Annotated in this window: 17 protein-coding genes and 1 pseudogene; 13 read left to right on the top strand and 5 right to left on the bottom strand. The window is 72.5% G+C overall.

What is annotated here, in order from left to right; translation table 11 throughout:
• Positions 1-8: 8 nt before the first annotated feature.
• On the bottom strand, positions 9-710 hold the full coding sequence (locus K7I03_RS12290) for a FadR/GntR family transcriptional regulator (protein ID WP_185941934.1): 702 nt from the start codon (positions 708-710) through the stop codon (positions 9-11).
• Positions 711-934: 224 nt separating this feature from the next.
• Between K7I03_RS12290 and K7I03_RS12285 the strand changes: the two genes are divergently transcribed.
• Together K7I03_RS12285 and K7I03_RS12280 are read left to right on the top strand one after the other, a co-directional pair.
• Positions 935-1,411 carry a gluconokinase gene (locus K7I03_RS12285; RefSeq protein ID WP_185941962.1) on the top strand — a complete coding sequence of 159 codons (477 nt, stop codon included), beginning with the start codon at positions 935-937 and terminating at the stop codon, positions 1,409-1,411.
• 357 nt (positions 1,412-1,768) lie between these two features.
• Positions 1,769-3,166 carry a GntT/GntP/DsdX family permease gene (locus K7I03_RS12280; protein ID WP_185941933.1) on the top strand — a complete coding sequence of 466 codons (1,398 nt, stop codon included), beginning with the start codon at positions 1,769-1,771 and terminating at the stop codon, positions 3,164-3,166.
• A gap of 42 nt (positions 3,167-3,208) precedes the next feature.
• Here the strand turns inward: K7I03_RS12280 and K7I03_RS12275 are convergent, their stop codons facing one another.
• A complete protein-coding gene (locus K7I03_RS12275) occupies positions 3,209-4,729 on the bottom strand; it encodes an FAD-dependent monooxygenase (protein WP_185941932.1) in 1,521 nt (506 codons plus the stop codon).
• Between the two features lie 70 nt (positions 4,730-4,799).
• Here K7I03_RS12275 and K7I03_RS12270 point away from each other — a divergent pair, with 70 nt between their 5' ends.
• The gene (locus K7I03_RS12270; RefSeq protein ID WP_185941931.1) at positions 4,800-5,450 is read left to right on the top strand and encodes a TetR/AcrR family transcriptional regulator C-terminal domain-containing protein; all 651 of its coding nucleotides are present in this window, start codon (positions 4,800-4,802) and stop codon (positions 5,448-5,450) included.
• Positions 5,451-5,463: 13 nt separating this feature from the next.
• Here the strand turns inward: K7I03_RS12270 and K7I03_RS12265 are convergent, their stop codons facing one another.
• From K7I03_RS12265 to K7I03_RS12255, 3 genes are all read right to left on the bottom strand, one after another.
• Complete coding sequence (locus tag K7I03_RS12265; protein WP_224347013.1) at positions 5,464-6,597, bottom strand: acyltransferase family protein; 1,134 nt, start codon at positions 6,595-6,597, stop codon at positions 5,464-5,466.
• Between the two features lie 242 nt (positions 6,598-6,839).
• Positions 6,840-8,192: a polysialyltransferase family glycosyltransferase gene (locus tag K7I03_RS12260; protein WP_185941930.1), complete on the bottom strand. Its 1,353-nt coding sequence runs from the start codon at positions 8,190-8,192 to the stop codon at positions 6,840-6,842.
• Positions 8,192-9,178: a glycosyltransferase family 2 protein gene (locus K7I03_RS12255; protein WP_185941929.1), complete on the bottom strand. Its 987-nt coding sequence runs from the start codon at positions 9,176-9,178 to the stop codon at positions 8,192-8,194. The genes K7I03_RS12260 and K7I03_RS12255 overlap by 1 nt, the downstream gene beginning before the upstream one ends.
• Before the next feature lie 250 nt (positions 9,179-9,428).
• Here K7I03_RS12255 and K7I03_RS12250 point away from each other — a divergent pair, with 250 nt between their 5' ends.
• The 10 genes and pseudogenes from K7I03_RS12250 (at position 9,429) to K7I03_RS12205 (ending at position 21,496) form a co-directional block, all read left to right on the top strand.
• Positions 9,429-10,721 carry a DUF6716 putative glycosyltransferase gene (locus K7I03_RS12250; RefSeq protein ID WP_185941960.1) on the top strand — a complete coding sequence of 431 codons (1,293 nt, stop codon included), beginning with the start codon at positions 9,429-9,431 and terminating at the stop codon, positions 10,719-10,721.
• Positions 10,722-10,792: 71 nt separating this feature from the next.
• Positions 10,793-11,689, top strand: a pseudogene (locus K7I03_RS12245) (acylneuraminate cytidylyltransferase family protein); the annotation flags it as partial.
• A 252-nt stretch (positions 11,690-11,941) separates the two neighbouring features.
• Entirely contained in the window at positions 11,942-12,973 is a 1,032-nt protein-coding gene (locus K7I03_RS12240) for an N-acetylneuraminate synthase family protein (RefSeq protein ID WP_185941928.1), read from the top strand.
• 13 nt (positions 12,974-12,986) lie between these two features.
• On the top strand, positions 12,987-14,309 hold the full coding sequence (locus K7I03_RS12235) for a hypothetical protein (protein ID WP_224347012.1): 1,323 nt from the start codon (positions 12,987-12,989) through the stop codon (positions 14,307-14,309).
• A gap of 132 nt (positions 14,310-14,441) precedes the next feature.
• A complete protein-coding gene (locus K7I03_RS12230; protein WP_185941958.1) occupies positions 14,442-15,692 on the top strand; it encodes an amidohydrolase in 1,251 nt (416 codons plus the stop codon).
• Positions 15,693-15,821: 129 nt separating this feature from the next.
• Positions 15,822-16,853 (top strand): BMP family lipoprotein, encoded by a 1,032-nt coding sequence (locus K7I03_RS12225; RefSeq protein ID WP_185941927.1) that lies wholly within the window; start codon positions 15,822-15,824, stop codon positions 16,851-16,853.
• A gap of 254 nt (positions 16,854-17,107) precedes the next feature.
• Positions 17,108-18,712 carry an ABC transporter ATP-binding protein gene (locus K7I03_RS12220; RefSeq protein ID WP_185941926.1) on the top strand — a complete coding sequence of 535 codons (1,605 nt, stop codon included), beginning with the start codon at positions 17,108-17,110 and terminating at the stop codon, positions 18,710-18,712.
• Entirely contained in the window at positions 18,709-19,815 is a 1,107-nt protein-coding gene (locus K7I03_RS12215; protein ID WP_185941925.1) for an ABC transporter permease, read from the top strand. The genes K7I03_RS12220 and K7I03_RS12215 overlap by 4 nt, the downstream gene beginning before the upstream one ends.
• Complete coding sequence (locus tag K7I03_RS12210; RefSeq protein ID WP_185941924.1) at positions 19,812-21,104, top strand: ABC transporter permease; 1,293 nt, start codon at positions 19,812-19,814, stop codon at positions 21,102-21,104. Before K7I03_RS12215 ends, K7I03_RS12210 begins: the two co-directional genes overlap by 4 nt.
• Entirely contained in the window at positions 21,101-21,496 is a 396-nt protein-coding gene (locus K7I03_RS12205) for a cytidine deaminase (RefSeq protein ID WP_185941923.1), read from the top strand. The genes K7I03_RS12210 and K7I03_RS12205 overlap by 4 nt, the downstream gene beginning before the upstream one ends.
• Positions 21,497-21,572: the final 76 nt, after the last annotated feature.

The following is a 21,572-nucleotide window of genomic DNA, read 5'->3' as shown; positions in this document are numbered from 1 at the left end:
GTGAGCCGCTACGGCGCCAGGATGTCCAGCTCGGCCATCGCGCCCGTCGCGATCTCCCGGGTGAGCGCCTCCGCCCGCTCCGCGTCGTGGAGCCGGACCGCCTCGGCCACCTGTACGTGGAGGGTGACCGCGGCCGGATCCGGGTCGGTGAACATCACCTGATGCCGCGTCCGGCCGGTGAGCACCTCGGCGACGACATCGCCGAGGCGGGCGAACATCTCGTTGCCGGAGGCGCGCAGGACGACGCGGTGGAACGCGATGTCGTGCAGCAGGTAGGCGTCCAGCTGCTGGCCCCGTGAGGTGGAGACCATCCCGAGCGCGTGCTCGGTGAGTTCGGCGCACTGCTCCGGGGTGGCCAGGCGGGCGGCGAGCCCGGCCGCGACGGGTTCGACGGCCGAGCGGAGCACGGTCAGCGACCGCAGCTGCCGGGGGCGGTCCGGGCCGGCCAGCCGCCAGCGGATGACCTGCGGGTCGTAGACGTTCCACTCCTCGGTCGGCAGCACCGTGACACCGACCCGCCGCCGGGAGCTGACCAGGTGCATGGACTCCAGGACGCGTATCACCTCGCGGACGACCGTGCGCGAGACCTGGAACCGCTCCTCCAGCTCGTCCGTGCGCAGCACGCTCCCCGGCGGGTATGCGCCCGCCGTGATCGCGGGTCCCAGGGACTCCAGCACCCGTGCGTGCGGTCCCTGCCCATGGTTGGCCATGGGATCAGCCTACGTGTCCATGGCGGCCCCGATTAAGTATGACGTTTGGGTCACAGAGGCTTGATACGTCGTACTTCTTCGGGTTCAGTGGAGCGGCAGCCGGCGCCGAGGAAGACGTCGGAGACAGTGAGGTGCACATGACCACCGCCGACAGCGGAGTCGCCCCCGGCGACGGGACGCCCGGCGCTCCCACGCCCCCGGCGGCCCCCCGGGTCGTCGTCGTGATGGGTGTCGCCGGTACCGGCAAGACCACCGTCGGCCCCCTCGTGGCGGACGCCCTGGGCGTCCCCTACGCCGAGGGCGACGACTTCCACCCGCCCGCGAACATCGCGAAGATGTCGTCCGGCATCCCCCTCGACGACGCCGACCGGGCCCCCTGGCTCGACGCGATCGGCGCCTGGGCACGCGGCCGCGCGGGCCGCGGCGGAGTGGTCAGCTGCTCCGCGCTCAAGCGCGCGTACCGCGACCGGCTCCGGGCCGCCGCGCCGGGCGTCGTGTTCCTGCACCTCACCGGCGACCGGGAGTTGATCGCCGGCCGGATGGCCGCCCGCAAGGGCCACTTCATGACCACCCGGCTGCTCGACTCGCAGTTCGCGACGCTGGAACCGCTGGGCGCGGACGAGGCGGCGGTCGCCGTGGACGTCGCCCCGGAGGCGGCCGTCATCGCCGAGCGCGCGGTCGCCGCCTTGCGGCACGTCTGACCCGGTACGTCGAGGCGCCGGTACTTCGGTACGTCTAGACGTCGGTACGTCGAGACGCCGGCCCGGCCGCGTCGGCAGGCGCTGCGGACGGGCACGATAAGCGCCCGTGGCCGTGCGTCGACCGCCGGCCCGGAACGGACCGTGGCGGTACGACGGCGGGGCGCCCCCGGCGCCGTACTCGCGGAAGCGCCGTCCGCGCCGCTCGCGGCGACCGAACCGCCGGTACCCGGCACTGACCGCCGACCGCCGACCGCCGACCCCGTGCCCCGGCCCCACCCGGCCCCCGGGCCCCCGCCACCGCGGGGCCCCACACCCCCGCGGCCCCCGCCGCGCCCCCCTCACCCCCAAGGAAGCCCCGTGAGCACTCTCAGCGTCGAGATGCTGGCCGCGGCCCCCGCCGAACCGATCACCTCGGCGGGCCACGCACAGCTGGGCATCGCCGTCCTCGCCGGCATCGCCGTCATCGTCCTCCTCATCACCCGTCTCAGACTCCACGCCTTCCTGGCGCTGACCATCGGTTCGCTGGTGCTCGGCGCCGCCGCCGGGGCGCCGCTGGACAAGGCCATCGCCAGCTTCAGCGCCGGTCTGGGCTCCACGGTCGCCGGGGTCGGCGTCCTCATCGCCCTCGGCGCGATACTCGGCAAGCTGCTGGCCGACTCAGGCGGCGCCGACCAGATCGTGGACACGATCCTGGCCAGGTCGAGCGCACGGACGATGCCCTGGGCCGTCGTCCTCATCGCGGGGGTCATCGGACTGCCGCTGTTCTTCGAGGTGGGGATCGTGCTGCTGATCCCCGTGGTGCTGCTGGTGGCCAAGCGCGGCGGGTTCTCCCTGATGCGCATCGGCATCCCGGCCCTGGCCGGCCTCTCCGTGATGCACGGTATGGTCCCGCCGCACCCCGGGCCGCTGGCCGCGATCGACGCGATCGGGGCCGACCTCGGGGTGACCCTCGCCCTCGGCGTGCTGATCGCCGTGCCGACCGCGGTGATCGCCGGGCCGCTGTTCTCCCGCTTCGCCGCCCGCTGGGTGGACGTGCCCCCGCCCGAGAAGCTGATGCCCCAGCGCCCGTCCGAGGACCTGGAGCGCCGCCCGGGCTTCGGCGTCACCGTGGCCACCGTCCTGCTGCCGGTGGTGCTGATGCTGGTCAAGGCACTCGTCGACGTCGTCGTGGACGACCCGAAGGACCACGTCCAGCGGGTCGCGGACGTCGTCGGCTCCCCGCTGATCGCGCTGCTCGCGGCCGTCCTCGTCGGCATGGTGACCCTCGGCCGGGCCGCCGGCTTCGGCCGCGACCGGCTGGCCTCCACCGTCGAGAAGTCCCTGGCCCCGATCGCCGGCATCCTGCTGATCGTCGGCGCGGGCGGCGGCTTCAAGCAGACGCTGATCGACGTGGGCGTCGGCCGGATGATCCTCGACTTCTCCAAGGACTGGTCCGTCTCCGCCCTGCTCCTGGCCTGGCTGATCGCGGTCGGCATCCGGCTCGCGACGGGCTCCGCCACCGTGGCCACCATCTCGGCCGCGGGGCTGGTGGCGCCGCTCGCGGCCGACATGAGCACCACCCACACCGCCCTCCTCGTCCTGTCCGTCGGCGCCGGCTCGGTCTTCTTCAGCCATGTGAACGACGCGGGTTTCTGGATGGTGAAGGAGTACTTCGGCCTGGAGGTCGGGCAGACGCTCAAGACCTGGTCGGTGATGGAGACGATCATCTCGGTGGTGGGGCTGGGGTTCGTGATGCTGCTGTCGCTGGTGATCTAGGCCGGTGGCGGGGTCGCAACCGGCCCCCGCCACCCCCGAGCACTACGCCCCGACCACCTCCGCCAGGTACTTCCGCACCTCCGCCGCGTCCTCCGCGGCGAGCCCGATGTACCCGTCGGGCCGGATCAGGAACAGGCCCGGCCCGTAGGCCCGCGCCAGGTGCCCGTCGACGTCCGTCAGGTGCGCGATCCGCACCAGCGGCCCGGCGACGTCCGCCGGAAGCTCGTCCTCCGCCGCGCGTCCGACCGCGAGCAGGGTGTAGTGCCCGCTCCCGAACAGGTCGAAGAGGCGCACCGGTTCGCCGGAGTCCGTCGCGCACGGCGCGTCGGGCGCGCGGTCGCCCGCGCACGGCGCCTCCCCGGCCGGGAGGGCGCGCGCCTCGCGGCTGAGCGGGCTCTCCCGGTAGTGCAGGTCGAGCTGGTGCGCCTCTTTGCCCCGCCGCGCGCTGAGCTTCAGTCCCTCGCGCCCGTTGCCCCGGTGGATACGGGTGCTGAGGCCGAGCACGCCCGCCGCGACGGGCAGCCGCTCCGCCTCGTACGAGTCGAGAAGCGCGTCCGGCGCGCCGTGCCGCACCACGTGTCCCAGCTTCCAGCCCAGGTTGTACGCGTCCTGGACGCTGGTGTTCAGCCCCTGGGCGCCGGCGGGGGAGTGCACGTGGGCGGCGTCCCCGGCGAGGAAAACCCGTCCTTCGCGGAACCGTTCCGCCATGGCCGCCCGGGCGCGGAAGACCGAGGCCCAGTCCACCTCCCGGGCCGTCAGCCCGGTCCGCTCCGTGACCAGCGCCCGGACGGCCTCCGGCGCCGGGTCCGGCTCGCCGTCCTGGAAGGCGGCGACCAGCTGGAAGGCGTCCGTCGCGTGCAGCGGGCAGAGGACGAGCATGCCGGCGGGGTGGTCCGGCCAGGTGTGCCAGTGCGTGCGCGGCAGCCCCTCCACGTGGACGTCGGCGACCAGCATCGGCGTGGGGTCGACGGTCTCGCCGGAGAACGGGGTGCCCAGCAGGTTCCGTACGGTGCTGCGGCCGCCGTCCGTGCCGACGAGCCAGGAGGCGCGGACCGTGGACGTCGTGCCGTCCGCGGTCTCCAGGTGTGCGGTGACGCCGTCCGCGTCCTGCGTCAGCCCGGTGAGCCGGGTGGCGAACTCGACCGTCCCGCCGAGTTCGCCGAGCCGTTCCCGGAGGATCTCCTGGGTGCGCCACTGCGGCAGCAGCAGCGGCTGTCCGTAGGGCGCGTCGGGCGTCGGCTCGCTCCGGGTGAGCATGTCCCACTCCGCGACCATCTCCCCGTCCCGCCAGCTGCTCATCAGCGGCGCGGGGCCGCCGTCCGCGAGGAAGCGGTCGACGACGCCGAGCGTCCCGAGGAGCTCCAGCGTCCGCGGCTGGATCCCCTTGCCGCGCGACCCGACGAACCCCCCTTCCCCGGCGTCGACCAGGCGGAACGGGACGCCCTGCTCGGCGAGGACGCAGGCCAGGACCAGGCCGGACGGTCCGGCGCCGACGATCAGCACCTCCGGGTTCTCGACGGCTCCGGAGCCGGGCGTAACAGGCGTAGTGGATGTAACGGACATGGCGCAGCCCCCTTAACGGCGTTCAATTTAACGTTGTTAAGCGTGGCCTGAACGGCGTTAAACTGTCAAGGTGGGAAATCGACTGGACCGCGACCAAGTGGTGAGCACCGCCCTGGAGCTGCTGAACGACGTGGGCCTGGAGGGGCTGACCCTGCGCCGCATCGGCAAGGAGCTCGACGTCCAGGCGCCCGCGCTCTACTGGCACTTCAAGAACAAGCAGGACCTGCTGGACGCCATGGCCACGGAGATGCTGCGCCGGATGACCGCCCTCCAGGAGGCGGAGGGCGGATTCGCACACGCGACGTGGCAGGAAACGCTGGCCGGCAGCCACCGGGCGCTGCGGCGGGTGCTGCTCACCTACCGCGACGGCGCGAAGGTGTACAGCGGCACCCGCTTCACCGACACGTCGTACGCCGTCCCGATGGAGCGGTACCTCGCGTCGCTGGTCGGCGCCGGCTTCACGCCGGGAGAGGCCGCGCGTGCGTACTACACCGTGTACTGCTTCACGATCGGATACGTCATCGAGGAGCAGTCGGCGGCGGACCATCCGGAGCGGGGCGTCAAGGGCATCGATGTGGCCGAACGCGCGGAACGGCTCGCGGAGTTCCCGCTCGCCGCCGCGGCGGGGCCCGAGCTCTTCGGGGACGCGGACGCCGGGTTCGAGGCGGGGCTGGCCGCGATCGTCGCGGGGATCGCGGCGACGCGGGAGCGGGTGGGCTGATCGGGGGCGGGGTTCAGCGGCTTTTCGCCGCCGGCTCCCGTGGCGTCGCTTCCAGCCCCCTCCGCAACAGCGGCGTCAGGCGCCGCTCCACCCCCACGTGCAGCACCCAGGCCAGGGCCAGCATCAGTCCCACCGTCAGTGCCAGCACCCCGTACGACGGGATCCCCAGCCTCCGGTGCAGCACCTGCACCACGAGCCACCCCAGGTGCTCGTGAACCAGGTAGAAGGGGTACGTCAGCGCCCCCGCGACCGTCAGCCACCGCCAGGACGGCCACCGGGCACCCCACACCGCCACGGCCGCGACCGCCGCGTACCCCAGGGCCAGCACCGCGATGATTACGACGGGGGAGCGGTACGAGAAGTGGTGCGGGCCCGGCGGATGCCACAGACCCGCCACCGCGTAGTGCTGGCCGACCAGGAAGCTCACCACGACGATGCCCCAGGCCGTCAGCGAGTGGCCGTACCGGTGGACGAGGTAGAGGCCGATGCCGCCGATGAAGAACGGGGAGTCCTCCGGCATCACCACCACCTTGAGCGCCTCGGCGTGCGCGGCCGCGGTGAGCGCCGACGCGAGCGTCCACACCGCGCAGAAGAGGACGACGCGGTGGCGGGTCGCGCCCGGCAGGACGACGAAGAGTGCGAACAGGGCGTAGAAGCGGACCTCCACCCAGAGCGTCCAGCAGACCCCGAGCACCCGCTCGGCGCCGACGGGCTGCTGCAGCATCGTCAGGTTGACGAGGGTGTCGCTGGTGGACACCGAGCCGCCGTAATGCCGAGCGAGCGGAAGCGCGAAGGCGGCGGTGACCAGCAGGATCGCCGCCCAGTAGGCGGGATAGAGGCGGGCGGCGCGGGAGGCGGCGAAGGAGCGGAGGGAGCGGCCCCAGCCGCTCATGCAGATGACGAAGCCGCTGACGACGAAGAAGAGTTGGACGCCTAGGCAGCCGTAGGCGAACGCTTGTGACAGGTGGGGGAATTGGTGGCGTGGGGAGCTTCCCCACGCCGTGGTGATCTGGCCGCCGCGGCCGCCGTAGTGGTAGAGGGCGACCATGAGGGCGGCGAGGAGGCGGAGGGCGTCGAGGGCGGTGAGGCGGGTGGGGTGGCGGGGGGTGGGGTGCCCCGGTCCCTCCCCCAGAGGGGGGACCGCCACTTCGCCGTTTCCTGGGGCTGCGCCCCAGACCCCCTGATCGCGGCTTCGCCGCTCGTCCTCAAGCGCCGGACGGGCTGAATCGTGCGCCTGGGCGGGCACTTCAGCCCGTCCGGCGCTTGAGGACAACCGCGCGAAGCGCGGTTTCGGGGGCGCGGGGGCCCAGCCCCCGCAAGAAACTGGGGGCACCTCCCAGCGGTAGCTGGGGGAGAAAGGGCGGGGCAGGGGCTCTACTCCGGGTCGGCTCACTTGCGCCCCTTTCCGCGCAACCGCCGCTGAACCGACCGCGCCCGGCGCGCGAGCCGACGCACCGCCGGGTTGCGGGGGAGGAAGGCGAGACGGGCGGGAAGGGCGCCGGGCAGGGCAAGGGCGGTGAGGCGGCGCCGCTTGAAATAGCGGCGAGTGCGGGGTGTCAGATGGTGCGCCAGGTAGCGCTCGGCGGCCGGGCGCAGGTCGGCGTTGACGCGTGGCTGCATCGCGTAACCCACCGCCGACAGCAGGTCGTTCAGCTCGGCCGCGTCCGACGGCGGCGCGCCGCCGGAGGTATCCTCCAGCGCGGGCAGCAGCGCGTCGACGATCGTCACCGGCACCCGGTTGCTGTTCTCGTACGGCGAGAGCCGGTCGAGCAGCAGGTCCGTGCCGGTCCGGGCGGCCGGGAGGCCGTAGAAGGCGCGCGCCGTGACGAGCGCGGTCGAGAAGCAGCCGGCCACCAGCGCGGGCCGCAGGCGCTGGAACACCGCCTCCGCCAGGGTGGTGCCGTCCAGCACCGTGAGGCGGACGCCGAGCCGGCCGGCCTCGTCCTCCAGCAGCCGCGACCAGCGGGCGGGTGCGGTCGGGTGTGGTTTGAAGACGACGTCGCGGTGGCCGCGCCCGGCCGCGCCGCGCAGCATGCGGACGTGCAGCCGCTCCTCCTCCTCGGGGGTGAGGATGTCCAGTGCGGAGAGGTACTGGCCGAGGAGCAGCGCGGCGCCTTCCGGGGCGGGCGGCGGCGGGGTGGCGTCGGCCAGTTCGGCCAGCACCTTGGTGACGACGTCGCCGGGGACGATCTCCGGCCGGACCCCGAACTCCCGCAGCAGGAGCGGGCGCAGGCCCGGTACAAGGTCGAGGTGGAGCAGCCGGCGCACCCGGGTGCCGATCAGCGGGTCGAGCTTGTCGCGCGTGGGGCCGTAGCTCATCAGCCCGTCCGCGTAGACGTCCAGCGGGGCGTCGGGGAAGATCCGGGCGACCGCCTGGGCCGGGTCGACCTGGAGGGATTCGAGGACGAGCGAGACGTCGTCCGTCCCCAGGTCCCACAGCAGCCGCAGGTGCCGCTCCCACAGGGGGACGTCGTCGGGGCGCGGGGACCAGCCGCCGGGGTGGAGCGGGCTGATCGTCTCGTTCCAGGAGAGGACGTCGTCGAAGCGGGTGCGCAGCCGGTCGAAGCCGGGGGCCCGGTCGAGTCCGGGGCTGGTCTCGGGGACGGCGGCGTTGTTGGCGACGAGCAGCAGCCGGCGGCTGTCGGCGGGGAAGAGGCCGGCGTCGAGGGCGGCGGCGAGGGTCGCGGCGCCGTAGAGGGTGGAGGCCAGGAAGATCTGGGCGGTGCGCGGGTGGCCGGGCATCAGGCGGGCACCCCCGCCCGGGGCGCGGGGAGGGGACGGCGGCGCAGTCGGCGCAGCCGGGCCGCCCGGTCGGCGTCCATGGCGTTCAGGGCGTCGGTCAGCAATGCCGGGGGCATCCGTTTCATCGCGGCGGCGCTCATCGACCGCAGGGCGCGGGCCACTTCGGGTTCGAAGCGTTCGATGGAACCGAGGTGGTGGGAAATGATCGCGCAATAGGTGCGCACGGCTTTCGGCAGCAGCGCGTCGGCGTCGCGGTCCCGGCGCGTTTCCTCGATCACCTGGTCGAATGCGCGCAGGAAATCGAGTTGCCGCACGTCGCCGATCTGGGTGAGCGAGGAAGCCACCCCGCGGCGGTAGAAGACGCCGAGGAGCCCGGCGATCGCGAAACTGCGGGCCTCGCGGTGCAGCCGCCAGATCCAGGGCCGGTCCTCGGCGGTGCGCAGACCGTCCGGGAAATGCAGGAGTCCGTCGTCCAGCAGCCTGCGGTGGTAGATGCCGGCCCAGGCGTACGGGTAATCGACGGCCGTGGAGCGGTCCGCGGGGAGTATCGCGTCGCGGGGGTCGAGGACGACCCCGCGCCGGCCGTCCGGGACGCGGTGGAGGGTGCGGTTCCGGCCGGTGCACCGCACATGGTCGGTGCGGACGAAGTCCACGCCGATGTCCTCGATGACCTGCACCAATCGCGTGTAGTAGCCGGGCGCGAGCCAGTCGTCGCCGTCCAGGAAGGTCACGTACTCGCCGCGGGCGGCGTCCAGTCCGGTGTTCCGGGCGGTGGCCAGGCCGCCGTTCCGTTCGTGGCGCTTCAGCACCACTCCGGGTATGTCGTCCCGGGCCCGTTCCAGAAGCGCGGACGTGCCGTCGGTCGAACAATCGTCGACGAAAATGAATTCGAAATCCTCACGGGAGTTCGCTTTCAGGCTGCGCAGCGCGTCCGAGGCATACGTCTGCACATTGAAGAACGGCACGATGACGGAGAGCTTGACCACCCGCGTCACGTTAGGTGACGCCCCGGCATTCGTGCTGTCCGGTGCCGTAAGCCGGGGTGAACGAAGTGCGGCGGAATGATGAACCGGGTGCGCGCGTCAACGGCTTCGCCGGGTGTCGGCGCGCTGTTTACCGAGTGTTGCGCTCGCGTTGGTCAGCCAAACCGGATCCATTCCTATCGTCGGTTCCGTGCCCTCAGCGCCCTCCGCTCCCGCAGCGCCCCCGCATTCCGCGTCCCCGCCGCGCGTCGCCGTGCTCGCGGACTCCGACACCCGGTGGAAATGGGGAGCGCTCACCGCGCACCGGCTCGCCCCCGGCGCCCGGCTGGACGGCTTCCTGCTGCGCGGGCGGGCCACTCCCACCCGCCGCCAGCTCACCGAAGTCGGCGTGCGGGCCGACGCGTTGCGCGAGGTGACCGCCGCGGAGTTCACGGCCGCGGCCGGCCGGCCCCCGTACGACGTCGTGCTCCTCGCCTGCGTCGGCGGCACCGTCCAGGCGATGCTGCACGCGCTCGCCCGGGCCTGGTCCGGCGCCGGACGGCGTCCGGTCGCCGTGACCGGCTACGTCGGTGTCGTCTACGAAAAGCTGGCCGACGGACTGCTGTTGCGGCACGGAGCCGACGTGGTCCTCGCCAACTCCCGCCATGACGCGGACCGTTTCCGCGCGGTCTACGAAGGGGTCGGCGCCCCGGCGGACGGCGTCACGGAGTGCGCCCTGCCGTTCCTCGGGGGGCTCCCGTACGAGCCCGTGCCCCGCGAAGTGCGCCCGTACACCGTCGTGTTCGCCGCCCAGCCATCCGTGCCGGAAAGCCGCGCGGACCGGCTGTACCTGCTGCGGCGGGCCGCCGGGCACGCCCGCGCGCACCCCGGCCGCGAAGTGCTGATCAAACTGCGCAGCAAGCCCGGCGAACACACGACGCACATCGAGGAACACCCGTACCAGAAGCTCGCCGCCCGGCTGCCCGGCGGCCTCCCCGCCAACTGCCGCCTGGTGTACGGCAACATGGGCACGGTCCTCGACCGCACCGACCTGCTGGTCACCGTCAGCTCCACCGCCGCCCTGGAAGCCCTGCACCGGGCGGTCCCCACAGCCGTCCTCACCGACCTCGGCATCCGCGAACGGCTGGGCAACCACCACTTCCTGGGCTCCGGCTGCCTGACCTCATGGGACCACCTGGACGCCGGACGGCTGCCGAAGGCCGAACCGGAGTGGCTGGCCCGGCAGGGGGTGGCCGCCGACCAGCCGTACGAGCGGGCGTTCGACGCGGCCCGGCGGCGCGTCGCGGACCTCGTCGCCCGCGACCGGCTGCCGCCCCCGAGCCCGTACTACACACCCGAGACCGCCCCCGGCTACCTGCCCGCCGTCCTCGCCCGCCACGGCTTCGGCCCCGACGGGCGCCCGCTGCCCGGCCGCGCCGCGCCCCCGCCCGGCCGGAGCGCCCTGCGCCGCGCCGGCCGCGACGTCCTGCGCGGGGCGGCCCGAGGGGCGTACCGGCACGGCGTCCAGCGGGTGGCGCCCGTCATCCGGCGGCTGGGGGAGCTGTGAACCCGCCGGCCGGCCACCGCCGCCCCGCGCCGGACGGCGCGTCCGGAGCACCCGAACCCGAGGAGTCCCCGATGCCCTCCGTCCTCGCCGTCGTCCCCGCCCGGGGCGGATCCAAGGGGGTGCCCGGCAAGAACCTGGCGCCCGTCGGCGGGATACCGCTCGTCGCCCGCGCGGTACGCGCCTGCCGGGCCGCCGCGCTCGTCACCGACGTCGTCGTCTCGACCGACGACCCCGCCGTCGCCGCCGCGGCCCGCGCGGCCGGCGCGGACGTCGTCGAACGGCCCGCGGCGCTCGCCGGGGACACGGCGACCAGCGAGGCGGCGGTGCTGCACGCCCTGGACGCGTACGAAGCCGCGACCGGCCGGGCGGTGGACACCGTCCTGCTCGTGCAGTGCACCAGCCCGTTCGTCACCGCCGGGGACGTCGACGGCGTCGCCGCGCCCGTCCTGCGGCGGGAGGCGGACTGCGCGCTGACGGTGGCGCCGTTCCACGGCTTCCTGTGGCGGGAGGGGCGGCACGGGCGGGACGCACCGGAAGTCCTCACGTCCACCGGCGCCCGGGGCGTCAACCATGACCCGTCCCACCGGCCCCGCCGCCAGGACCGCCCGCAGGACCTGCTGGAAACCGGAGCCGCCTACGCCATGCGCGCCGACGGCTTCCGCGCCGCCCGGCACCGCTTCTTCGGCCGCGTCGAACCCGTCCGCACCGAGCCCGCGCGCGTCCTGGAAGTGGACGACCCCGCCGACCTGGCGCGCGCCCGCGCCCTCGCGCCGCTCCTGGACGCCGACGCGCCTGCCACGCACTCCGTGCCCCAGCCCGCCGTCGGCGCCCTCACCGGCACCTCCGGTGGCTTCCCCGACGGCTTCCCCGGGAGCGACGGCATCGACGCCGTCGTCCTCGGCTCCGACGGCACCCGGACCGGCGGCCGGGTCCTGGTGGACACCGACGGCCGCGAGTGCGCCGCCGTCCGTCCCTCCCACCGCGTCCCGCGTCCCTGACCGACCACCGCCGTACCTCACGTCCGGGCCCGTGCGGCCCTGCGGACCGGCCCGGTACACCCGGTCCGGTCCCGGCGGAGAGGTCCGTACCGCGATCCGCACCCCACACCGCCCGCGAGCTCCGCGCCTTGGCGCGGGGCGCGCACCACCGCAGCCCCCGCGCCCAGCAGCCGTCACCACCCCCGTCCCCCCACGCGTCCCCACACGAAGGAAACCGTCCCCATGGCCTCCACCGCCACCCTCATCAGCCCCGCCGCTCGCACCCGCCACCTGGGCGACCGTCCCGTCGGCCCCGGTCACCCCGTCTACATCACCGGCGAGATCGGCATCAACCACAACGGTGACCTCGGTACCGCGCTCGCCCTCGTCGACGCCGCGGCGGACGCGGGCTGTGACGCGGTCAAGTTCCAGAAGAGGACCCCGGAGGTCTGCACTCCGCGCAGCCAATGGGAACTCGAAAGGGACACGCCCTGGGGCCGGATGACGTACATCGACTACCGCCACCGGGTGGAGTTCGGGGAAGACGAATACCGCAGGATCGACGCGCACTGCCGGGAGCGCGGCATCGCCTGGTTCGCGTCGCCGTGGGACGTCGAGTCCGTCGCCTTCCTGGAGAAGTTCGACCTCCCGGCCCACAAGGTCGCCTCCGCCTCGCTCACCGACGACGAACTCCTGCGCACCCTGCGTGCCACCGGCCGCGCGATCGTACTGTCCACCGGGATGTCCACCCCGAAGCAGATCCGGCACGCCGTCGAGGTGCTGGGCAGCGAGAACATCGTGCTCTGCCACGCCACTTCCACCTACCCGGCCCGCGCCTCCGAGCTCAACCTCCGCGTCATCCACACCCTCCAGGCCGAGTACCCCAACGTCCCCATCGGCTACTCCGGTCACGAGACCGGTCTCCAGACCACCCTGGCCGCCGTCGCCCTCGGCGCCGCCTTCGTCGAGCGGCACATCACCCTCGACCGCGCCATGTGGGGCTCCGACCAGGCCGCCTCCGTCGAACCCGGCGGCCTGCAGCGGCTGGTGCGCGACATCCGGGTGGTCGAGGAGTCCCTGGGGGACGGAGTGAAGCGGGTGTACGAGAGCGAACTGGCGCCGATGCGGAAGCTCCGCCGGGTGCCGGGCGTCGTCGCGCAGGCGGACGAACGGGCCGAGGGCGCCGAGGGGCCCGAAGGGGCCCACGGGAGCGGCCGGACCGACCGGACCGACCGTACCGACCCCGCCGGTGACCGCGAACCGGCCGCGGTCTGACGGGCGCCGGCCGATGACCGAACCCGCCGATGACGCGGTGGACGACGGCGCGGTGGACGACGGCGCGGTGGACGCGGAGCGCTCCCGGCGGCCCGGGGACCCGGCCACCGACCCGGACCGTGGCCCGGCCGAGACCCTGGCCTTCGTCGAGAGCCCCGTCCAGCTCCTCAACGTCCTGGAGTGGGCGCACTCCCGCGCGAGCGCGCCCCCCGCACCGCCTCCGCCCCTCGCCGGCCTCCTCAGCGCCGGCGTCCCCCGCCAGACCGACCGCCGCGCCGCCGACCGCCGCGCCATCGAAGGCACCGGCACCACCGAAGCCACGGACACCAGGGACACCAGGGACGACACCCCCGACCCCCACGACACCGTCATCGTCGTCCTCGCCCCCCACGACCCCATGACCCGCGGCCAGCTCCGCCGCATGGCCGAGCTGGCCCGCGCGCAGGGCCACCGGCTGCGCTGGGAGGAGGCGCGCGGCGGGGCCGGGGCGCCGGTGCAGACCATCGGCGGGCTGGCCGGGCCGCTGCGCGCCGCCCGCCGCGTCGTCATCGGCGACCCGTTCTCGCGCTATGTGCAGCTGCTGCTCACCCTCACCCGGGCGAGGGAGCTGGTGGTGGTGGACGACGGCACGGCCACCATGGAGTTCGTCGGCCAACTGGCGCGCGGGGAACGGTTCGTACGCTGGCACCGCTACCGGGGCGGGCGCGGTGGCTGGGGAGCGCTTGACGTCGTCTTCGCGCCGGTATCCGCTTCGGCGCGCCGGATGCTCACTCCGAACAACCGCCGAAGTGTGGAGTTGTTCACGTCGATGCCGGTCGAACCACCCCCGGGAGTGGCCGTGACGGCCAACACCTTCGCGTGGACCCGCGCGGCCTTCGGCCCGCCGCGCCTCACCCGGAGCACGGACCTGGTGGGAACGTCCCTGGTCGAGACGGGGATCGTGGACGCGGAGCGCTACCTGGAGGCGGTCGCCGCGCTGGCCGGGGAGCACGGCGCCACCCGCTACTTCGCGCACCGCCGCGAGAACACCGACAAGCTGCGCCTCATATCCGGACGGCTCGGCCTGGAGGTCGTCCGGCCCGACCTGCCCCTGGAACTGATCGCCCGGCGCGGCCCGACAGGACGTACGGTGCTGAGCTTTCCGTCCACCGTCGTGCACACGCTGCCGCTCGCGCTGGCCGGCACCGGGGTGACCGTCGCCGTCTGCGACGTCGATCCCGCCTGGCTCACCGCCCATGCCTCGCCGCGTGCCGAGGGCTTCCTCTCCCGCGTCACCGGCAGCGCCCGAGGAGCGCACCGCCTACCGCGGATATCCGCCCAAGCGAGTGCCACCTGACGGTGTCTCGCAAAGGTACGCCGTAAATACGGGTCATACCCCCCTGGCGACCCATCCATGCGGCTGAACTTTTCATGATCGGAGGGCAGTTGCCCTGTGAAGGGCTCTACTCTTCAAAGGGTGAATCACCTGATGCCCTGTGAGGCCGCTCCCGAAACCACCGTCGACGATCTCGAAGGCGGCCTGGCCGGCGCGCTGCCCGGCCGTCTTCCGGCCGACCTGCGCGCCGAACTCATCGCCTTCCGGCGGGACTTGCACATGCACCCCGAGCTGGGGCACCGCGAGTTCCGGACCACCGCGGCGGTCAGGGCCAGACTGGAGAAGGCCGGGCTGCGGCCCCGGACACTGGCCTCCGGCACCGGGCTGATCTGCGACATCGGGCGTTCCCGGCCGGGCGCCGTGCGCCGCCCGGTGCTGGCCTTCCGGGCCGATCTCGACGCGCTCCCCATCCCCGACACCAAGCAGGTCCCGTACCGCTCCACCGTTCCCGGCGCGGCCCACGCCTGCGGGCACGACGTGCACACCACCGTCGTCCTCGGCACGGGCCTGGTGCTCGCCGCGCTGGCCGAGGAGGGGCTGCTGCCGCACCCCGTCCGGCTGATCTTCCAGCCCTCCGAGGAGGTGCTGCCCGGCGGCGCCCTGGACGCGATCGAGGACGGCGCCCTGGACGGCGTCGGGCGGATCGTGGCGGTGCACTGCGACCCCAAGGTCGAGGTCGGCCGGATCGGGCTGCGGACCGGACCGATCACCTCCGCCTGCGACAAGCTGGAGGTCGCGCTGGACGGCCCCGGCGGCCACACCGCTCGCCCCCACCTGACCACGGACCTGGTGACCGCCGCGGCCAAGGTGGCCACCGAGGTGCCCGCCCTGCTCGCCCGCCGGATCGACACCCGCGCGGGCCTCGCCGTCACCTGGGGACGGCTGGAGGCCGGGCACGCGGCCAACGTCATCCCGCAGCGCGCCGAGCTCTCCGGGACCGTCCGCTGCCTGGACATCGACGCCTGGCGCGACGCTCCCGACCTGGTGCACGCCGCCGTGGACGAGGTGGCCACCCTGCACCGCGCCAAGTCGCAGATCACCTACATCCGCGGAGTCCCCCCGGTGGTCAACGACGCGGAGATCGCCGGGCTGCTGGGCCGGGCCATGACGGCGCGGCGCGGCGCGGACGCGGTGGAGGACACCGAGCAGAGCCTCGGCGGGGAGGACTTCTCCTGGTACCTGGAGCGGGTCCCGGGGGCCATGGCCCGGCTGGGCGTCCGCCCGGTGGGTGACACGACACGCCGTGATCTGCACCGCGGCGACTTCGACGTCGACGAGGGGGCCATCCAGGTGGGGGTGGAGCTGTTCACGGCCGCGGCTTTGCTTGATCGCAACCAAATGTAGGTTTGTCGGTCGAGTTCGGTTCGCGACGATCCGATAACGGCTTGGGACTAGCCCTTTTCAGGCCATCTACGCGCGTTACGATCCCTCCGAACCAGCGCCAATGGAGGCGCTTCGAGTGAAGGGGCCCTCGTGCGCCGGGTATCCACCATCACTGTCGCGGGCATTGCCACCGCGGCTCTCGCATTCACCCTCACCGCCTGTGGCGAGTCCTCGACCGAGTCGGGCGGCAAGGAGGACAAGGGTCTCGGTCTCGCCTTCGACGTCGGCGGCCGTGACGACCACTCCTTCAACGAGTCCGCCGCCCGCGGCGCCGACAAGGCGGAGAAGGAGCTGGGCGTCAAGGCCCGCCTGATGACCGCCAAGAACGGTGAGACGGAGGCCGAGCGCGAGCAGCGGCTGAACTCGCTGGCCGAGGCCGGGTACAACCCCGTCATCGGCGTCGGCTTCAACTACCAGAAGTCGATCGAGAAGGTCGCCAAGGACCACCCGGACACCACCTTCGCCGTGATCGACTCGGTGGCCCAGGGCAAGAACGTCGCGAGCGTCACCTTCGGTGAGCACGAGGGCTCCTACCTCGCGGGTGTCGCCGCCGCCCTGAAGTCCAAGTCCCACAAGGTCGGCTTCATCGGCGGTGTGAACAACGCCCTCATCCAGAAGTTCCAGGCCGGGTTCGAGCAGGGCGTCAAGGACACCGACCCCAAGGCGCAGGTGACCTCGCAGTACCTGTACCCGAACAACGACAAGGGCTTCAACGACCCGGCCGCGGCCAAGGACAAGGCCAAGGGCATGCTCGACTCGGGCATCGACGTGATCTACACCGCGGCCGGTCTCTCCGGCAACGGCTCCATCGAGGCCGTCGCGGGCCAGAAGGACGCCTGGGCGATCGGCGTGGACTCCGACCAGTACCAGCTGCCGGGCCTGGCGCAGTACAAGGACCACATCCTCACCTCGGTGGTGAAGAACGTGGACGTGGCCGTCTTCGACCTGGTCAAGAGCGTCAAGGACAAGAAGCCGATCACCGGCCCGAAGACCTACCTGCTCAAGGACGGCGGCGTCTCGCTGGTGACCTCGGGCGGCTTCATCGACGACATCAAGGACAAGATCGAGGCCGCGAAGAAGAAGATCGTGGACGGTCAGGTCAAGGTCAAGACCCAGCCGTGACCGTCGGCCGGCTCCGGCCGGCCGACCGGTTGACCGGGCCCGGCGGGGAACACCCTCGCCGGGCCCGCACATACGCGCCAACGCTACGCGCGTAGCGTGCAGTTGCCGCGTGTAGCGTCACCCCCGCCCGTCCGGAGATCTCCACCGTTCCCCCACCCGGTGGACAGCCCGGTGTCACCCCCGCTCCCTTTCCCCGAGGAGAGTGCGCCATCAAAGCGTCCAGCAAAGAATCCAGCAGCGGCACCGCTCCGGCGGTGGAACTGCAAGGCATCACCAAGCGGTTCCCCGGTGTCGTGGCCAACCACGACATCTGCCTCACGGTCCGCCGCGGCACCGTCCACGCCCTCTGCGGCGAGAACGGCGCCGGCAAGTCCACCCTGATGAAGATCCTCTACGGCATGCAGAAGCCGGACGAGGGCACCATCACGCTCGACGGCGAGCAGGTCAGCCTGCACAGCCCGGCCGACGCCATCGCGCGCGGCATCGGCATGGTGCACCAGCACTTCATGCTCGCCGACAACCTGACCGTTCTGGAGAACGTCGTCCTCGGCGCCGAGAAGCTCCACGGCATCGGCGGCAGGGCCCGCAAGAAGATCAAGGAGATCTCCGACGCGTACGGCCTCGGCGTCCGTCCCGACGTCCTCGTCGAGGACCTCGGCGTCGCCGACCGCCAGCGCGTGGAGATCCTCAAGGTCCTCTACCGCGGCGCCCGCACGCTGATCCTGGACGAGCCGACCGCCGTCCTGGTCCCGCAGGAGGTCGACGCGCTCTTCGACAACCTGCGCGAGCTCAAGGCCGAGGGCCTGACGGTCATCTTCATCTCCCACAAGCTCGGCGAGGTGCTCTCCGTCGCGGACGACATCACCGTCATCCGCCGCGGCACCACCGTCGGCACCGCGGTCCCCAGCGAGACCACGCCCAAGCAGCTCGCCGAGCTGATGGTCGGCGAGGAACTGCCCTCGCCGGAGACCCGCGAGTCCACGGTCACCGACACGCCCATGCTCACCGTCGAGGGCCTGCACCTGTCGGCCACCGACTCCGACGGCGTGGTCCGGACCGTCCTCGACGGCATCGGGTTCACCATCCACAAGGGCGAGGTCCTGGGCCTCGCGGGCGTGGAGGGCAACGGCCAGGCCGAACTGGTCGAGACGATCATGGGCATGCGCGACCCGGACCGCGGCACCGTCACCCTCGACGGCGCCGAGATCACCCACACGCCGACCCGCAAGCGGCGTGAGGGCGGCATCGGCTACATCCCCGAGGACCGGCACCGCCACGGCCTGCTGCTGGAAGCCCCCCTGTGGGAGAACCGCATCCTCGGCCACGTCACGGAGAAGCCCAACAGCAAGGGCGCGTTCCTCGACAACAAGGCCGCCCGCGCCGACACCGAGCGCATCGTCCGCGAGTTCGACGTCCGCACGCCCGGCATCGAGGTCACCGCGGCCTCGCTCTCCGGCGGCAACCAGCAGAAGCTGATCGTCGGCCGCGAGATGAGCCACAAGCCGAAGCTGCTCATCGCCGCCCACCCCACCCGCGGTGTGGACGTCGGCGCGCAGGCGCAGATCTGGGACCAGATCCGCGAGGCGCGCCGCGAGGGACTCGCGGTGCTGCTGATCTCTGCTGACCTGGACGAGCTCATCGGGCTCTCCGACACCCTGCGGGTGATGTTCCGCGGCCGCCTGGTCGCCGACGCGGACCCCGCCACCATCACCCCGGAGGAGTTGGGCTCGGCCATGACCGGCGCCGCGACCGGGCACCTCGAGCACGCCGAGAACCCCGAGACCCCCGAAGAGCCGCCGGCCCCGGCCGACGGCACCAACGACGACAGCGACAGCGCGGAAGGAGGAGACTCCAAGTGAAGAAGTTCGACAAGAACAAGATCATCCTGGGGATCGCCGCGCCCCTGCTGGCGATCGTGGCCGCCGTCGCGATCACCTCGGTCATCATCGCGGCCACCGGCAAGGACCCGTTCCACGCCTACCAGGTGATGGTCGACTTCGGTTCGAAGAGCGACAGCCAGGTCTGGATCATCAACAAGGCCACCCCGTACTACCTGTCCGCGCTGGCCGTCGCCATCGGCTTCCGGATGAACCTCTTCAACATCGGCGTCGACGGCCAGTACCGCATCGCGGCCTTCTTCGCCGCCGTCGTCGGTGGCGCGCTCACCCTGCCGGGCATCATCCAGATCCCGGTCATCATCATCGTGGCGATGGCGGTCGGCGCGATCTGGGCGGGCATCGCGGGTCTGCTGAAGACCACCCGCGGCGTCAATGAGGTGATCAGCACGATCATGCTGAACGCCATCGGCGCCTCGGTGATCGGCTACTTCCTTCAGGACGGCCGGCTGGCGAAGAAGGAGGGCAACCTGCTCCACACGCCCTACCTGCCGGACTCGGCGCACTTCTTCGAGATCCCGACCACGCCCAAGCCGATCTACGGCTTCGTGATCGTCGCGGCTGTCGCGGGCCTGGCCTACTGGTTCGTTCTGGGCCGCACCCGCTTCGGCTTCGACCTGCGCACCGTCGGGCAGTCCGAGTCGGCCGCCCAGGCCAGCGGCGTCAGCGTCAAGCGCATGATCGTCACCTCGATGCTGCTCTCCGGCGCCGTCGCCGGCCTCGTCGGCATGCCGACCCTGCTCGGCGTCTCGTACAACTACGGCACCGACTTCCCCACGGGCATCGGCTTCACCGGTATCGCCATCGCCCTGCTGGGCCGCAACCACCCCGTCGGCATGGCGCTGGGCGCCCTGCTCTGGGGCTTCCTGGACCGCACCGGCACGCAGCTCGAATTCGAGGGCTACGCCCAGGAGATCGTCGGCGTGATCCAGGGCGTCATCGTCCTCTGCGTCGTCATCGCCTACGAGATCGTGCGGCGCTACGGCCTCAAGACCCAGCAGCGCAAGGTCGGCGAGGAGCTCGCCGCCCAGGCCCGCAAGAGCGACAAGGCGGAGGTTTCCGCGTGAGTACCACCTTCACCTCCGGGCTCGCCGACCGGCTGAGCGGGAAGAACAAGGGCGACGGCGGGAAGCGGAAGCTCTCCTACCCCGTCATCATGCTGGGCGTGGCGGGCGCGCTGATCCTGCTCTCCGCGCTGCGCGCGATCACCGGCGCCAACGACCTGACCGGCTCCGGCCAGTTCGGCTCGGCCCTCGCGGCCGCGGTGCCGATCGGCCTCGCGGGCCTCGGCGGCCTCTGGTCCGAGCGGGCGGGCGTCGTCAACATCGGCCTCGAAGGCATGATGATGCTGGGTGCCTTCTCCGCCGGCTGGATGGGCTGGCAGCACGGCCCCTGGGTCGCGGCCGCGGCCGGCATCGCCGGCGGCGCGCTCGGCGGCCTGCTGCACGCGATCGCCACCGTCACCTTCAACGTGGACCACATCATCTCCGGTGTGGCCATGAACATCCTGGCCCTGGGCGTCACCCAGTACTTCGCCAAGCTGTGGTTCGGCGCCGAGGGCAGCGCCGCCCAGCAGGCGGGCGGCAACGACAAGCAGTCGCCCGTCATGAGCAACATGGGCGACTTCTCCATCCCCGGCCTTGCCGACTGGCTGCACGACGTGGAGAAGCACCACTGGTTCCTCGTCTCAGACCTCGCCGGCATCGTGCGCGGCTTCGTCTCCGAGGTGTCGTGGCTGACGATCGTCGCCGCGCTGCTCTTCGTCGGCACGTTCTTCGTGCTGTGGCGCTCGGCCTTCGGCCTGCGCCTGCGCTCCTGCGGTGAGAGCCCGGTGGCCGCCGAGTCGCTCGGCGTCAACGTCTACACGTACAAGTACGCGGCGGTTGTCGTCTCCGGCGCCCTCGCCGGACTCGGCGGCGCGTTCCTCGCCATCGGCACCCACATGTACTCCGACGGCCAGACCGGCGGCCGCGGCTACATCGGCCTCGCCACGATGATCTCCGGCAACTGGCGGCCGGGCGGCGTGGCCATGAGCGCCGGCCTCTTCGGCTTCATGGACAGCCTCCAGCTCCGCTCGGGCGGCCCCACCGTCCACGCGCTGCTGCTGCTGATCGCCGTGCTGCTGGTCGGCTTCGCGGCCTGGCGCTTCAAGGGCGGCAAGATCCGCGCGGCCGTCGCCGCCGCGGTCGTCGCCGTGGCGCTGTTCGTCTGGTTCGCCCTGACGGACACCGTGCCGCTGGAGTTCGTGGACGCCACGCCGTACGTCGTCACGCTGCTGGTGCTGTCGCTGTTCTCGCAACGGCTGCGGATGCCCAAGGCGGACGGCAAGCCCTACCGAAAGGGTCAAGGAAAGTGACCTCTCCCGCTCTCTGGGCGGATCTGCGCGCGCAGGCCCGGGACGCCATGTCCCGGGCCTACGCCCCGTACTCCGGCTTCCCCGTCGGTGCCGCGGCCGTCGTCGACGACGGCCGCGTGGTCACCGGCTGCAACGTGGAGAACGCCGCCTACGGCGTCGCCCTGTGCGCCGAGTGCGGTCTGATCTCCGCCCTCGTCTCCTCCGGCGGCGGCAAGCTGACCGCCTTCACCTGCTGCGACCGCAACGGCGACCTCCTGATGCCGTGCGGCCGCTGCCGCCAGCTCCTGTGGGAGCACGGCGGCCCGGAGCTGGCCGTCGACACGGCCTCCGGGATCCGCCCGCTGGCCGAACTCCTGCCGGACGCGTTTGGGCCCGCCGACCTCGATCGATGAAGATGTCCTCAAGCGCCGGACGGGCTGACGCGTCAGCCCGTCCGGGTCACTTTCCGGCCCCGGGAAGACCTGAGGA

The sequence above is a fragment of the Streptomyces mobaraensis genome (assembly GCF_020099395.1).
Taxonomy (GTDB): Bacteria; Actinomycetota; Actinomycetes; order Streptomycetales; family Streptomycetaceae; genus Streptomyces.
The sequence above is the reverse complement of the archived record's forward strand: the minus strand, read 5'-3'. Positions and strand labels throughout refer to the sequence as shown.